The following is a 14435-nucleotide window of genomic DNA, read 5'->3' on the forward strand; positions in this document are numbered from 1 at the left end:
ACACAGTGCAGTGAACAGCAAGGGGATGATGGCGGCGCTGGTGGCCGCCCTGGCAGGGCTGCTCGGGATCGGCAGCGCGCAGGCACAGGTGCAGGTCAGTGGCAGTGCGGCGTTGACCAGTGACTACGTATGGCGCGGCAGTTCGCAGAGCGACGGCGACCCGGCGGCGCAGGCCGGCGCGAAGGTCTCGATCCCAGCGGGCTGGTACGCCAGCGTGTGGGGGTCCAACGTTTCGTTCAAGCCGGACAATGGCGCGCGCAGCGAGTTCGACCTGGTGGCGGGCTGGTCCGGCGCACTGGCACCGGACTGGAGCCTGGATGCCAACCTGACCCGTTACGTGTACCCGGGCACCGGCCGCGCGCTGGACTGGACCGAGCTCAACACCACGGTGACCTGGAAGCAGCGCGCCTGGCTGCAGGTCGCCCATTCCAACGATGCGTTGGCCGGTGGCCATCGCGGTACCTATGCCCAGCTGGGTGTGCGTGTGCCGTTGCACGAACGCCTCCGCCTGGAAGCAGCGGTGGGCCAGTACTGGCTGGCCACCGCCCAGGGCCCGGACTACCTGCATGGGCAGCTCAGTGCCATCGCCTCGCTGACCCCGGCATGGGAACTGCGCGCCACCGTGCATGACACGGACAACGCAGCCAAGCGCCTGTTCCCCGGCAACGCCGGTGGGCGATGGGAGCTGGCGCTGCAGGGCAGCTTCTAGTCGGGCAGCGACGCCTGGCGCGCGCGCCGCGCGCCGAGCAGCCACAGCAGCAGGGCCAGCGCAGCCACGGCAGCGCCGGCCACGCAGACGCCGGTCCAGCCGAAGCGCTGGTAGACCTGCGCAGACAGCAGCGAACCCAGCGAACCACCGATGAAATAGCCGGTCATGTAGCCGGCATTGAGGCGGTTGCGTGCCGCCGGTTGCAGTGCGTAGATCAGGTTCTGGTTGCTGACGTGCAACAGCTGTGCGGCCAGGTCCAGTACCACCACGCCCACCAGCAATGCCAGCAGCGAGTGTGCGGACAGCCCCAGCGGCAGCCACGACAGCAGCAACAGCAGCAGTGCAATGGCGGTGGCACGCCCGGTCTGGCCACGGTCGGACATGCGGCCAGCCAGGCCGGCCGCCAGCGTACCGGCCGCACCGACCAGCCCGAACAGCCCGATGGTGGCGTCGCTGTAGGCATACGGCGGCTGTGCCAGCAGGAACGCGAGCGGGGTCCAGAAGATCGCGAACATGGCGAAGCTGCAGGCGCCCAGCAGCGTACGCTGGCGCAGCACCGGTTCCTGCACGAACAGCACGCCGATCGAGCGCAGCAATGCGAAATAGCCCAAGCCGGCGCTGTGGTGGAATCGCGGCAGGCCGCGCTGCAATGCCAGTGCGGTCAGCACCAGGGTGGCAGCGGCGATCGCATACACCAGGCGCCAGTCGCCCACGCTGGAAAGCAGGCCGGCCACGGTGCGCGCCAGCAGAATGCCCAGCAGCAGGCCACTCATCAGCGTGCCGACCACGCGACCGCGATGTTCCGGCGCGGCCAGCGTGGCCGCGAACGGCACCAGCACCTGGGCGACCACGGAGAACAGGCCGGTGATGGCGGTGCCCACCAGCAGCCAGGTCAGTGACGGTGCGCAGGCGCTGATCACCAGTCCGCCGGCCGACAGCAGGCTCATCACCACGATCAGGCGGCGGCGTTCGAACAGGTCTCCCAGCGGCACCAGCAGGATCAGTCCGGCGGCATAGCTCAGCTGTGCCGCAGTGACCACCATGCCGACCTGGCCGAACGGCACACCGAAGGCATCGGCAATGGTGTGCAGCAGTGGCTGCGCATAGTAGTTGCTGGCCACGGCCACGCCGGTAGCCACGGACATCAGCAGCACCTGCCAGCGGTGCAGAGGGGGGAGGGACGGGCTCACGCGGTGATCCAGGAAGCGGGGGGCACAGTGTCCACCTGCTGCGGCCATGATGGAAATGAATCATCATCATCCATGCCATCTGGAAACGAGATAGTTGGATGAATCTCAAGCAGCTCGAATTTGCCGTTGCCCTGGCCGAAGAGGGCAATTTCACCCGTGCCGCCGAACGCTGCCATGTGGTGCAGTCCGCGTTGAGCCACCAGATTGCCTACCTGGAGCAGGAACTGGGCACGCCGCTGTTCGAGCGCCTGCCGCGGCAGGTGAGGGCGACGGCAGCGGGTGAGGCGCTGCTGGTGCATGCACGCCAGGTGCTGGTCAGCCTGCGCCACCTGCGCGCCGACGTGGCCGCGGTCAGTGGCGAGGTGCGCGGGCTGCTGGCGATCGGGCAGATCTCCTCGCTGACCGATATCGATGTGGTGGCGATGCTGGCCGCGTTCCAGCAGGCGCACCCGCAGGTGGAATTCCAGTTGCGGGTGGACAAGAGCGAGGACCTGATCGCGCAGGTGCAGTCGCGTGACCTGGATGTTGCACTGGTGGGGTTGGCGCCCTCGGCCGGCCTGGACGGGGTCTGCCACCAGATGCTGCAGGAAGAAGACCTGGTGGCGGTGCTGGCCCCCTCGCATCGGCTGGCTAGGCGCAAGCGGCTGCCATTGACCGAACTGCAGGACGAGGCGCTGGTCGACTTCCCGCGCGGCACCGGTGCGCGGCGGCAGACCGACGATGCTTTCGTCGCCGCTGGCCTGCCGCACACGGTGCGTTTCGAGGTCAACCTGATGGAACTGGTGGAGCGCTTCGTCCGCCATGGTCTGGCGGTTGGCATCGTGCCGGCGCTGATCGCCGAAGGCTTCCAGGGCGTGGTGCGGATTCCGCTGCAGCCGACCCCGACCCGCCGCGTGCACCTGGTCTGGCAGCGGCTGCCGACACCGGCGGCGCGGGCGTTCGTCGAGGCCGTGCTCAGCCGCGCAGGCGCAGGCTCAGGCCCTTGAGGAAGTTGCGCAGCATCTGGTCCAGGCAACGCCGGTAATTGGTGTGCCCAGGCTGGCGGAACAGCGCACCGACTTCCGACTTGGAGACGTTGAAACCGGCGCTGGCGAAGATTTCCATCAGATCGACGTCGCGCAGCTGGAACGCCACGCGCAGCTTCTTCAGCACTAGGTTGTTGTCGATGCGGGTTTCCACCGCGCGCTGCGGCTGGCTCTCGTCGCGACCGCGCAGGTGCACGATCAGGCCATCGAGGAAGTGCGCCAGCGCGCTGTCGCTCATCGCTTCGAAGCCGGCTTCGTCCTCGCGGCGCAGCCAGGCCTTCACCTGTTCGGGATCCACGGCGAAGGCCGGGTCGGCCATCTGGCACAGGGTCACCACGTGGTGGTCGCCCAGGTCCAGGGAATAGCGCACGCTGCGCAGGACATCGTTGTTGATCATGGCCCATTGTACCGGCCCCTGGCGTGTCACCGGAGTGTCATCGAACTGCAGCATCGTGGGCACTCGTTCGCTGAGACCCTTGCATGCGCCGGTATCTGTTTTCCGCACTGCTGCTCGCCAGCAGCTTCGCTGCCTTCTCCCAGGACCGCTTCGTACCCGTCGAGCGGCGCCTGAGTGCATCCCAACTGGCCGAGGTCGGGCTCAGCCCAGCGCAGTTGCAGGCGCTGAACCGGGTACTGCGCGAGGCAGAGCGCGCGGCCACCGGGCCGACGGCAGCGGTGGCCCCCGCCGCTGCGCCGCTGCCTGCCAATGTGCCGGCACCGGCAGCAATGCATCTGGGCCTGGAAGAAGGACCGGTCAATGCACGCGTGGTCGGAGAGGTCGCAGGCTGGCAGCCCGGCACGCTGTTCACCCTTGATAACGGCCAGCAATGGCAGGTGATGAAGGGGCAGATGAAGCTGCGCAAGGTGCTGCAGTCGCCGCAGATTGCCGTTGTTCCAGGAATTGCCGGGCGCTGGTTCCTGCAGGTCGACGAAGACCTGCCCAAGGCCCGGGTATTCCGCGTGCGCTGAGCCGCGCACGCCTCGGGCGTGGTCAGCCGGCATAGACAACGCAAGGGCGGGCCGACGGTGCCAGAATGGGCGTCCGGTTTTTCCCCCTGGAGTTGCCTGATGACCCGCACTGTCCTGATTACCGGCGCCACGTCCGGCTTCGGCGCCGCCGCCGTCCACCGCTTCGCCCAGGCCGGCTGGAAAGTGATCGCCACGGGCCGCCGCGGCGAACGCCTGCAGCCGCTGGTCGATCGCTACGGCAAGGACGTGGTGCATGCCGCCGCCTTCGACATCCGCGATCCGGTTGCGATGGAAGCGGCGCTGCTGGCACTGCCGCCCGCCTTTGGCGAGATCGATCTGCTGGTCAACAACGCCGGCCTGGCGCAGGGCACCGCGCCGGCACAGAGCGCCAAGTTGTCGGACTGGACCACGATGATCGACACCAACATCACCGCGCTGGTGACCCTGACCCACCGCCTGCTGCCGCAGCTGGTGGAGCGCAAGGGCGCGATCATCAATATTTCGTCGGTGGCCGGCGTCTACCCGTACCCAGGTGGCAACGCCTACGGTGGCACCAAGGCTTTCGTCAGCCAGTTCTCGCTGGGCCTGCGTTCGGACCTGCACGGTACCGGCGTGCGCGTGACCACGATCGAGCCAGGCATGGCTGAAACCGAGTTCACCGTGGTGCGTACCCACGGCGACCAGGCGGCGTCGGACAAGCTCTACAACGGCGCCAACCCGATGACCGCCGAAGACATCGCCGAACAGATCTTCTGGGTGGCCAGCCTGCCGCCGCACCTGAACATCAATCGCCTGGAACTGATGCCGGTCAGCCAGTCGTTCGCCGGTTTCCAGGTCGCCCGCGAAGGCTGATGGCCGTTTGCAGAGTCGAGCATGGCTCGACTCTGCAGAAACAAGAAAAAGCCGGGCAATGCCCGGCTTTTTCATTCACAGCGGCAGGCTTACTGGGCCTTGATCGCCATTGCCTGCAGGCCGGTGCCATCCAGCTTCTGCTTGGCTTCGGACAGTTCACCGGCGCTGCCATACGGCCCCATGCGCACGCGGTACACGGTCTTGCCGTTGATCTGTGCTGACTCCACGCGCGCCGCAAGTCCCATCATCGCCAGCTTGGCCTTGGTTGCTTCGGCATCGCCGGAGGCGCCGAAGGCGCCTGCCTGCAGGATATAGCGGGCGTTGTCGGCGGCCGCCGGTGCGGCAGTGGCCGGGGTACCCGCCGTTGCCGTTGCGGTTTCCACGCGCGCTGCCGGCGTGGCGGCGGCGGTGCTGGTCGAGGCCGTGCTGGCCGGCGGCGTTGCCGCAGCCGGACGTTCACTCAGCGGTGCCGGCAGCGGACGGCTGGTGGCGGTCACCTGCGCGGTGCTGGACACGCTGGCGGTGGCCGCCGGTGCCGGTGCGGTCGTGGTCGCCGGCGGAACCGGCTTGCCTTCCAGTGCCGCCTGCGCGCGCTGCGCTTCGGCCTTGGCCCGGCGCTGGTCTTCGGCACGCGCGCTGGCGGCCAGTTCGGCGTCGGACATCTCGACTTCCTTGCCCGGCAGCAGGGTGTAGAAGTCGTACTGGGTGGCGGCCGGCTTTTCCGGTTCGGCCGGCTTCGGCGCAGCCGGCTGCGCGGCCGGCTGGGTACCGACATCGCTGTCGGCATCGGCGACCGGCGCCGGCTGCGCGTTCGGGTTCGGCTGCGGACCGGCGCGCAGGAAGCCATCGCCCTCGCCCTTGAACAGGTTCGGCGCCGCCAGGAACACCACGGCCGCGATCGCTACACCGGCCACCAGCCACACCCATCCGGGGGTGCCCTGGCTGCCGCTGTTGCGTCGTGCCTGGCTTTTGCCGCGTCGTGCTGCCATGTGTACTGCGTCTCCTGATGCTTACATTTTTTCCGGGGCGCTGACGCCCAGGAGTTCGAGGCCATTGGCCAGTACCTGGCGCGCCGCACAGGCCAGGGTCAGTTTGGCGTTGCGATCGGCGGCATCTTCCACCAGCACCGGCGTCCCGTGATACCACGTGTGGAACGCGTGCGCCAATTCACGCAGGTACTGCGCCACCAGATGCGGTTCCAGCGCCACGCCGGCCGCTTCCACCACTTCCGGATAGCGCGAGATCTCGTTCATCAGCAGCAGCGAGGCGTCGTCGGCCAGGCGGCCGAGGTTGGCCAGGCCGTTGCCCTGCTCGTACACCAGGCCCTTCTCCTGCGCCTGGCGCAGAAGGCTGCAGACGCGGGCATGCGCGTACTGCACGTAGAACACCGGGTTGTCGTTGCTCTGCTGGCGGGCCAGGTCGATGTCGAAGGTCAGCTGCGAATCTGGCTTGCGCGCGATCAGGAACCAGCGGGTGGCATCGCGGCCGGCTTCCTCGATCAGGTCGCGCAGGGTGAAGTAGCTGCCAGCGCGCTTGGACAGCTTCACTTCCTCGCCGCCGCGCATGACGGTGACCATCTGGTGCAGCACGTATTCCGGCCAGCCCTGCGGGATGCCCACTTCCATCGCCTGCAGGCCGGCGCGCACGCGGGCCAGCGAGCCGTGGTGGTCGGCGCCCAGCTCGGTGATCGCGCGCTCGTAGCCGCGCTGCCACTTGGACAGGTGGTAGGCCACGTCGGGCACGAAGTAGGTGAAGGTGCCGTCGGACTTGCGCATCACGCGGTCCTTGTCGTCACCGAAGTCGGTGCTGCGCAGCCAGAGCGCGCCACCTTCTTCATAGGTATGACCCGACGCCTGCAGCTTGGCCACCGCTTCGGCTACCTTGCCGTCGGCGTACAGCGAGCTTTCCAGGAAATAGATGTCGAAGTCGACGCCGAACGCGGCCAGGTCCAGGTTCTGCTCGTTGCGCAGGTAGGCCACGGCGAAGCGGCGGATCGCCTGCATGTCGTCCGGGTCCTTGGCGCCGACCACGGTGCTGCCTTCCAGGTCGACGCTGGCGCCGGCCATGTAGGCGCGTGCGACGTCGGCGATGTACTCGCCGCGGTAGCCACCTTCCGGCCAGCCGTCCTGGTCCGGCGCGATGCCCTTGATCCGTGCCTGGGTGGACAGCGCCAGGTTCTCGATCTGCACGCCGGCGTCGTTGTAGTAGAACTCACGCTTGGCGTTCCAGCCGTTGGCATCGAGCACGCGCGCCACGCAGTCGCCGATCGCCGCCGCGCGGCCATGGCCGACATGCAGCGGGCCGGTCGGGTTGGCCGACACGTATTCCACGCCCACCGTGCGGCCATTGCCGGACAGGTTGCGGCCGTAGTCGTGGGCTTCCTTGATGACCGACGCGGCTTCGCGCTGGTACGCGGCCGGGGCCAGGTGGAAGTTGATGAAGCCGGGGCCGGCGATCTCGACCTTGCTCACGTCCTCGCTGCGCGGCAGCGCCTCGACCAGCGCCTGCGCCAGTGCGCGCGGATTGCTGCGCGCGGCCTTGGCCAGCAGCATCGCGGCGTTGGTGGCGAAGTCGCCGTGGTCGCGGGTCTTCGGGCGCTCGACCACGAAGTCCGGCGGCAGGGAGTCGGCGGGCAGGGTGCCATTGGCGCGCAAGGCTTCGATGCCTTGGCTGATCAGGGCGCGGAGGAGATTTTTCACGAGGCCTGCTGTGAGAATGAGCGGCGGAATCGCCCATTTTAGCGCAGATACCCGCGCCCACGCTGACCAGAACATGCCTGTGGGGGCGGCCGATGGCGCCTGAAGGGCCGCGCTCAGCCGAACAGCCGCGGCTGGGGCGGGGATAGCAGACCCCGTTCAGCAAATGAAACGGGACGGCCCTCGCCGACCACGAAGTGGTCCAGCAGGCGCACGTCCACCATCGCCAGCGCCTGCTGCAGTTCGTCGGTGATGCGGGTATCGGCGCTGGAGGGTTCCGGATCGCCGGAAGGGTGGTTGTGGCTGAGGATCACCGCCGCCGCGTTGTGCAGCAGGGCGCGCCGCACCACTTCGCGGGGGTAGACCGGTGCGGCGTTGATGGTGCCGTGGAACAGCTCTTCACAGGCGATCAGGCGGTGGCGGTTGTCCAGGAACAGGGCCATGAAGACCTCGCGGGCCTGGCCACGCAGCCGGTGCTGCAGGTAGCGGCCGACCGCCGCCGGATTGTTGCCAACCGCCTCGCCGTGCTCCAGCTCGGCCGCCAGGTAGCGATGGGCCAGTTCCAGCCCGGCAGCAAGCGTGCAACTGCGTGCCGGGCCGAGCCCGGGCAGGCGGGCGAGCTCGGCGGCGGGGCGGTCGAGCAGTACCCGCAACGGGCCGTGCGCCTGCAGCAGGTCGCGCGCGGTCTGCACGGCATCGCGGCCACCGAACCCGGAGCCGAGAAACAGGGCCAGCAGTTCGGCGTCGGAAAGTGCCGTGGGCCCGCGCGCGATCAGCTTCTCGCGGGGGCGTTCCTGTTCGGGCCAGTCGTGGATGGGCATGGCCCCAATCCTGGACGTTTGGCCCCACCACCGAAATCAGGAAACCGGGATGAGATGGGTCAGTCGATGCCTACCAGGCAGATTTGCAACAAACTTCAATGGATCCACTGATCGCCTTCTCTAGACTTCAACGGTGTGCTTGGGAGACCCGATGAAGCGACTTTCCCTGATCCTGATTCTTTCTACCTCGATGCTGCCTGGTCCGGCGGGGGCTGGGGACGCTGCGGCGACCTACGAGGAACTGCCCTCGTTGGCCAACAGCGGAGTTGCCGTCGTGGCGGCAAGCTTCGATGGCGCTGTACTGGCGGGGACTGGGCGTCGAGGATGCTGCTTCTCGCAGGCATTCCGATGGTCCCGTCAGGATGGCGTCCGTTGGCTGTCACCGCGGAACGAGGCAGAGGACAGTTCGGCTCGGGCAATCAGCAGGGATGGTCAGATCATCCTGGTGGAGACCCGAATCTCGACCGCGATGCAGGTTCTCCGCTGGTTGCCTGGGGGCGAACGGGTTGCGGTTACCCCGGTCAGTGAATCCCACCAAGGCCTGGCGATGAACGCTGATGGGACCGTCGTCGGGGGAGCGGAGTACCTTTACCACTCACCGGATAGCGAGCAGCCCTACCTGTGGAGCGAGGCAGGGGGCTATCGCATTCTTCCGGCGCCTGAAGGAGCCGACGGTACACGTCCTACCCATTTCGACCCGGATCCGGCTGTCGTCCATGGCACTTTCTTTGTCGACGGGCCTGAACCAGGCGATCCCGCGATGCCCATGCGGATCCGGTGGCGAAACGATGAAATCGACCCTGCCTCGCTTGCACCCATGCCGGATGACACGCTCCAGATTGGTCAGATCGCCTCGGAGCAGTCGCTCCAGGCCGCAGGGATCGATCGCTACGAGCCAATGTCGATCGTGTGGATGGATCTGCAGGGCGGAATCCTGCTGGGAAGCGAGCCGTTTTCGAATCAGGCACTGATTTGGACGCGCAGCAATGGCGTGTGTCGTCTGCAAGACTGGCTGCGGGCACTTCCTGTGGAGCTCCCTGAAGATACCCGTTGGGAGGGCTCTCTGGTCAGCCCGGACGGACGCGTGTTGGTTGGCCTTGGGCACCGCAAGGGAGGCGAGGAGCAGGTTCCCTGGCGGGTATCATCGGATGTGCCCTTGGCAGCCATTGTCCTTTCTGCCCCTGGTTGCGCCGCTCCCGCTGGCTGAGTCCCAATGCCCTAACCGCGCCGGGTCTGCAGGTAGTCGAACAGTTCCTGGTTGTTCTGCAGGCCCAGCTTGCGCTTGGCTTCGGCCTTCTGCCGGCTGATGGTCTTCGGGCTGCGCCCACAGCGCTCGGCGACCTCGTTCACGCTGAGGCCGGCTGCCAGCAGTTCCAGCACTTCCTGTTCGCGTGCCGACAACGGCGCCGGCTGACGCGGAAACAGCAGGTCGCGCGCCTGCAGGTGGTGGCGCAGCTGCTGGGAGACGAATACCTGCCCGGCCAGCGCGGCGTTCAGCGCGTGGGGCAGTTCGGCGAAATCGGCGCACTTGTCGACCAGGCCACTGATACCCTCCCGCAGCAGGCTGTCCAGCAGGCCGGGATGGCGGGCGCCGGTCAGCACCACCACCGGCAGGCCAGGGCGGCGCATGCGCAGCGCGTCGATCAGCTCCGGACCGTCCGGACCGGCACCCGGCATCGACAGGTCGGTCAGCACCGCATCGCAGTCGTGGTGATCCACCAGCTCCAGCAGCTGGGCGCCGTCGCGCGCACTGCCGACGATGTCCATCAGGTAGGTCTGCAGCACGATACGGATGCCATGCAGGACCACGGGATGGTCGTCGGCGATGATGATGCGCGGATGCACGCGGCTCCTCGAAGGTCGAACAGGCCACGGCGGGCGGCAGCCAATGCCTGATTCTGCAAAAGCGCAGACCCGTAGAGGTATAGGAAAGGTCCGAAACTGGTACCGGGTGAATCCCGGGTCAACGGAGACGGACTCCATCTGCTGATAGCCGCCCGCTATGTGCGCCCTGCACCGGGACATTACCGACCATCGGGTAAGCTAGCGCCCTCGTTTGCACAGGAATTCCAGGTGGCTGACTCCCCCAACGCTTCCCCCGCGCCGGCCCGCGCGCTGGAAGGTCAGAAACTGCTGTTGTGCGTCGGAGGCGGGATCGCGGCCTACAAGGCCCTGGAACTGGTGCGGCGCCTGCGCGACGCCGGTGCCCAGGTGCAGGTGGCGATGACCGCCGGAGCACAGCAGTTCGTCACTCCGCTCAGTTTCCAGGCCCTGTCCGGGCAGCCCACCCGCACCACGCTGTGGGACAGCGCCGCCGAACAGGCCATGGGCCACATCGAGCTGGCCCGCTGGGCCGACCGCATCGTGGTCGCCCCGGGTACCGCCGATCTGCTGGCCCGGCTGGCCCAGGGCCACGCCGATGATCTGGTCAGCACCCTGTGCCTGGCCAGTACCGCGCCGCTGACGATCTGCCCGGCGATGAACCACCGCATGTGGCTGCATCCGGCCACCCAGGCCAACATCGCCCTGCTGCGCCAGCGCGGCGCGCAGGTGATCGGCCCGGTCGACGGTCCGCTGGCCGAAGGCGAATCCGGTCCCGGCCGTCTGGCCGAACCGGGCGACATCGTTGCCGCGCTGGCTGCCAATGGCAGTGCTGCAGCGGCGGTTGTCGCACCGGAAACCCGCGTGCTGCAGGGCCTTCGACTGCTGATCAGCGCCGGCCCGACCTATGAAGACATCGATCCGGTGCGCTACGTCGGCAACCGCAGCAGCGGCAAGATGGGCTTTGCCCTGGCCGCGGCCGCCGCGACGATGGGTGCCCAGGTGGTGCTGGTCAGCGGTCCGGTACAGCTGCCGACGCCAGCCGGCGTGCAGCGCGTGGACGTGCGCTCGGCCGCGCAGATGCGCGATGCCGTGCTGAAGTCGTTGCCGGCCGACATCTATATCGGTGCCGCCGCGGTGTCCGACTACACGCCACGCCAGGTCGCGCCGCAGAAGCTGAAGAAGACTGCCGACAGCCAGTCGCTGGTGATCGAGCTGGTGCGCACGCCGGACATCCTCGCCGAAGTCGCTGCACAGACGCAGTCGCTGAAGCTGGTGGTCGGCTTCGCCGCCGAGACCCACGACGTGGAGAAATATGCGCGTGGCAAGCTGGTCGACAAGCGCCTGGACCTGGTGATCGCCAACCAGGTCGGCATCAGCGGTGGTGGATTCGAGAGTGACAACAACGCCGCCACGGCCTTCTGGCAGGACGGTGAACAGGTATTTCCGGCCACCTCCAAGCGCGAGCTGGCCGAACAACTGCTGGCGCTGATCGCGCGGAGACTCCAGGCATGACCCAGGCTTCCACTTCCCAACCGCTGCAGGTCAAGCTGCTTGATCCGCGTTTCGGCGACAGCTGGCCGCTGCCGGCCTACGCCACCGAAGCCAGCGCCGGCATGGACCTGCGCGCGGCGCTGGATACCGCGCTGACCCTGCAGCCGGGCGACACCGCGCTGGTGCCCAGCGGCCTGGCCATCCATATCGCTGATCCGCACCTGTGCGCGGTGATCCTGCCGCGTTCCGGGCTGGGCCATCGCCACGGCATCGTGCTCGGCAACGGCACCGGCCTGATCGACGCCGATTACCAGGGTCCGTTGCTGATCAGCGTCTGGAACCGTGGCCGCGAGGCCTTCACCATCGAGCCGGGCGATCGCATCGCGCAGCTGGTGGTCGTGCCGATTGCCCGCGTCAGCCTGCAGGTGGTGGATACTTTCACCGACAGCGTGCGGGGAACGGGTGGATTCGGCCATACCGGGGTGCGTTGACGGGGGACATTGATGAGCGGCATCGGGGAAGGGCAGCGGGAACGGTCGTTGGGACGCAGTGCGCCACTACTGGGGGTGCTGCTGGTCCTGCTGGCCGGCTGGTTCGGATGGAGCGCGGTGCAGCAATGGCGGCAGGAGGCCAACGGCCAGGCGCTGGAAGAAGCGCGTGACCAGGCCGTGCAGGGCTTGCAGGAGGCCGCAGCCGGCCAGCTGAAGCAGCTGCAGCAGCAGTTGAAGAACGAACGCGTGCAGCAGGCACTGCAGGCCGGTGACGCCGCGGCAGCGGCGCTGGCCGTGCGCGAGAGCTGGACCGGCGTGGAGCAGGCTGACGTGCTGACCGCCGATCTGGCCACGGCCTATGCCGACCCGGCCACCTTCGGCTACGCACGCCTGGCCCTGCTGGAACAAGCGCTGGCCGAGGGCAAGCCTGGCCTGCGCGTGGTGCGCGATGCAGGTGGCAATCGCCTGGGTCTGGCGGCTCCGGTGCAGCTGGGCAGCCTTGGCCCGGCAGTGCTCTACGTGCGCCAGCCATTGCTGCGGCTGACCTCGCCGCTGGACCAGGTGAGCGCCCCGTCCACCGGTTTCCTCGGCCTGCGCCAAGGCACGCATGACCTCGTTGCCCAGGGCGACGCCGGCCTGGCCGAGAGCGCCGAAGCGCTGGCGCGCCCGGTTCCGGGCACGCCGTTGCGGCTGGTGGCCGCCGTACCGAATGTCGAAGCCGGTCCTCTGGGCCTGGGTTCGCTGGCCAGTGCCATCGTCGCGCTGCTGCTGGCGTTCATCGCCGTGCTGCTGGTGGTGGGTCGCGGCCGGCTGCCGAAGTCGCTGCCGTTGCCGCGCCGTGCGGCCGTGGCGGAAGCGGATCATGGCCCGACCCTGAGCGAGAGCCTGCAGATGGCGCCGCCACCGGTGGCCGCCGCCAGCGCCGCGGACACTGCGCCGCCGCCGCCACCGGTCCCTGCCGGGGAACTGGCCGCCGGCATCTTCCGCGCCTACGACATCCGTGGCGTGGTCGGCAGCGAACTGACGCCGAAGACCGCCGCGCTGATCGGCCAGGCCATCGGTACCGTGGCGCTGGAACAGGGCCTGCGCGAGGTGGTGATCGGCCGTGATGGCCGCCTGTCCGGCCCGGAACTGGCTGCGGGATTGGCCGAGGGCCTGCGTCGCACCGGTTGCGCGGTGATCGACATCGGCCTGGCACCGACGCCGGTCGTCTATTACGCTGCCTTCCACCTGCGTACCGGCACCTGCGTGGCGGTCACCGGCAGTCATAACCCGCCCGAGTACAACGGCTTCAAGGTGGTCATCGGCGGCGAGACGCTGTCAGGCGATGCCATCACCGATCTCTACCAGCGCATCGTCGAGGGGCGCCTGGCGCAGGCGGCCGAGCCGGGCGATTACCAGCAGCGCGATGTCAGTGCCGACTACATCCAGCGCATCGCCGACGACGTGCAGCTGGACCGCCCGTTGAAGGTCGTGGCCGATGCCGGCAACGGCGTCGCCGGTGCGCTTGCACCACAGCTGCTGGAAGCCATCGGCGCCGAAGTCATCCCGCTGTACTGCGATGTCGACGGTACCTTCCCCAACCATCATCCCGACCCGAGCGAGCCGGCCAACCTGGAAGACCTGGTGCAGACGGTCAAGCGCTTCGGCGCCGACCTCGGCGTCGCCTTCGATGGCGACGGAGACCGGTTGGGCGTGGTCACCGGCGAAGGCAGGATCATCTATGCCGACCGCCTGCTGATGCTGTTTGCCGCCGATGTGCTGATGCGCAACCCCGGCGCGATGGTGATCTACGACGTGAAGTGCACCGGCAAGCTGTCCGATCACGTGCTGCGCAATGGTGGCAGCCCGTTGATGTGGAAGACCGGGCACTCGCTGATGAAGGCGAAGATGCGCGAGACCGATGCCGAGCTGGCCGGCGAGATGAGCGGCCACTTCTTCTTCAAGGAGCGCTGGTTCGGTTTCGACGATGGCCTGTATGCCGCCGCGCGACTGCTGGAGATCCTGGCGCAGCGCGAGGAAGCCCCGGACGAGGTGCTGGCCGAGCTGCCGGAGATGGTGGCCACGCCGGAACTGAAGGTGCCGGTGGCCGAAGGCACGCCTCATGCGCTGGTGGCGATGCTGGTGGCGGCGGCACAGTCGCCGGACAACCCGTATGTGGGCGGCCGCCTGTCGACCATCGACGGCCTGCGCGTGGACTTCCCCGATGGCTGGGGCCTGGTGCGTGCTTCCAATACTACGCCGGTGCTGGTGCTGCGCTTCGAGGGCAACGACGAGGCGGCACTGGAACGCATCCAGGCGTTGTTCCGCAGCCAGCTGCAGCCGGTGCTGGGCGACACCCCGCTGGGGTTCTGAGGTGAGGCCGGG

Annotated in this window: 14 protein-coding genes; 8 read left to right on the top strand and 6 right to left on the bottom strand. The window is 68.0% G+C overall.

The annotated features are described in order from the left end of the window. Window positions 1–10 precede the first annotated feature (10 nt). Window positions 11–709: a TorF family putative porin gene (locus tag AC5P5R_RS13020; RefSeq protein WP_032965519.1), complete on the top strand. Its 699-nt coding sequence runs from the start codon at window positions 11–13 to the stop codon at window positions 707–709. On the opposite strand, the gene AC5P5R_RS13025 is transcribed toward AC5P5R_RS13020, so the two are convergent. Further along, window positions 706–1854, bottom strand: coding sequence for an MFS transporter (locus tag AC5P5R_RS13025; RefSeq protein ID WP_329751726.1), 1149 nt, complete (start codon window positions 1852–1854; stop codon window positions 706–708). The two genes, AC5P5R_RS13020 and AC5P5R_RS13025, sit on opposite strands and share 4 nt — an antisense overlap. A gap of 143 nt (window positions 1855–1997) precedes the next feature. On the opposite strand from AC5P5R_RS13025, the gene AC5P5R_RS13030 reads away from it, so the two are divergent. Beyond that, window positions 1998–2885 (top strand): LysR family transcriptional regulator, encoded by an 888-nt coding sequence (locus tag AC5P5R_RS13030; protein ID WP_005407753.1) that lies wholly within the window; start codon window positions 1998–2000, stop codon window positions 2883–2885. Here the strand turns inward: AC5P5R_RS13030 and AC5P5R_RS13035 are convergent. Continuing rightward, window positions 2854–3321, bottom strand: a complete 468-nt coding sequence (locus AC5P5R_RS13035) for a YehS family protein (protein ID WP_005411992.1) — start codon at window positions 3319–3321, stop codon at window positions 2854–2856. The genes AC5P5R_RS13030 and AC5P5R_RS13035 overlap by 32 nt on opposite strands. Before the next feature lie 83 nt (window positions 3322–3404). On the opposite strand from AC5P5R_RS13035, the gene AC5P5R_RS13040 reads away from it, so the two are divergent. After that, window positions 3405–3893 (top strand): hypothetical protein, encoded by a 489-nt coding sequence (locus AC5P5R_RS13040; protein WP_099527562.1) that lies wholly within the window; start codon window positions 3405–3407, stop codon window positions 3891–3893. 99 nt (window positions 3894–3992) lie between these two features. After that, window positions 3993–4745, top strand: a complete 753-nt coding sequence (locus AC5P5R_RS13045; protein ID WP_005411994.1) for an SDR family NAD(P)-dependent oxidoreductase — start codon at window positions 3993–3995, stop codon at window positions 4743–4745. Between the two features lie 89 nt (window positions 4746–4834). On the opposite strand, the gene AC5P5R_RS13050 is transcribed toward AC5P5R_RS13045, so the two are convergent. From AC5P5R_RS13050 to radC, 3 genes are all read right to left on the bottom strand, one after another. Further along, window positions 4835–5734: an SPOR domain-containing protein gene (locus AC5P5R_RS13050; protein ID WP_100438284.1), complete on the bottom strand. Its 900-nt coding sequence runs from the start codon at window positions 5732–5734 to the stop codon at window positions 4835–4837. A gap of 21 nt (window positions 5735–5755) precedes the next feature. Then, window positions 5756–7444 carry an arginine--tRNA ligase gene (argS, locus tag AC5P5R_RS13055; RefSeq protein ID WP_012478915.1) on the bottom strand — a complete coding sequence of 563 codons (1689 nt, stop codon included), beginning with the start codon at window positions 7442–7444 and terminating at the stop codon, window positions 5756–5758. Window positions 7445–7557: 113 nt separating this feature from the next. Further along, window positions 7558–8262 carry a RadC family protein gene (gene radC, locus AC5P5R_RS13060; protein ID WP_005407759.1) on the bottom strand — a complete coding sequence of 235 codons (705 nt, stop codon included), beginning with the start codon at window positions 8260–8262 and terminating at the stop codon, window positions 7558–7560. 151 nt (window positions 8263–8413) lie between these two features. Here radC and AC5P5R_RS13065 point away from each other — a divergent pair, with 151 nt between their 5' ends. Further along, window positions 8414–9469: a hypothetical protein gene (locus AC5P5R_RS13065; protein WP_100438285.1), complete on the top strand. Its 1056-nt coding sequence runs from the start codon at window positions 8414–8416 to the stop codon at window positions 9467–9469. Window positions 9470–9480: 11 nt separating this feature from the next. Here AC5P5R_RS13065 and AC5P5R_RS13070 read toward each other — a convergent pair whose 3' ends face one another. Continuing rightward, complete coding sequence (locus AC5P5R_RS13070; protein ID WP_033834997.1) at window positions 9481–10107, bottom strand: response regulator; 627 nt, start codon at window positions 10105–10107, stop codon at window positions 9481–9483. A gap of 228 nt (window positions 10108–10335) precedes the next feature. On the opposite strand from AC5P5R_RS13070, the gene coaBC reads away from it, so the two are divergent. From coaBC to AC5P5R_RS13085, 3 genes are read left to right on the top strand one after another with little or no spacing between them, the layout of a single operon-like run. Further along, window positions 10336–11598 carry a bifunctional phosphopantothenoylcysteine decarboxylase/phosphopantothenate--cysteine ligase CoaBC gene (coaBC, locus tag AC5P5R_RS13075; protein WP_043035173.1) on the top strand — a complete coding sequence of 421 codons (1263 nt, stop codon included), beginning with the start codon at window positions 10336–10338 and terminating at the stop codon, window positions 11596–11598. Then, complete coding sequence (gene dut, locus AC5P5R_RS13080; RefSeq protein WP_005407763.1) at window positions 11595–12068, top strand: dUTP diphosphatase; 474 nt, start codon at window positions 11595–11597, stop codon at window positions 12066–12068. Before coaBC ends, dut begins: the two co-directional genes overlap by 4 nt. A gap of 12 nt (window positions 12069–12080) precedes the next feature. Beyond that, window positions 12081–14423 (top strand): phosphomannomutase/phosphoglucomutase, encoded by a 2343-nt coding sequence (locus AC5P5R_RS13085; RefSeq protein WP_049459890.1) that lies wholly within the window; start codon window positions 12081–12083, stop codon window positions 14421–14423. The last annotated feature ends 12 nt before the right edge of the window (window positions 14424–14435 follow it).

This window comes from Stenotrophomonas sp. YJH_SMC_19 (assembly GCF_059367915.1).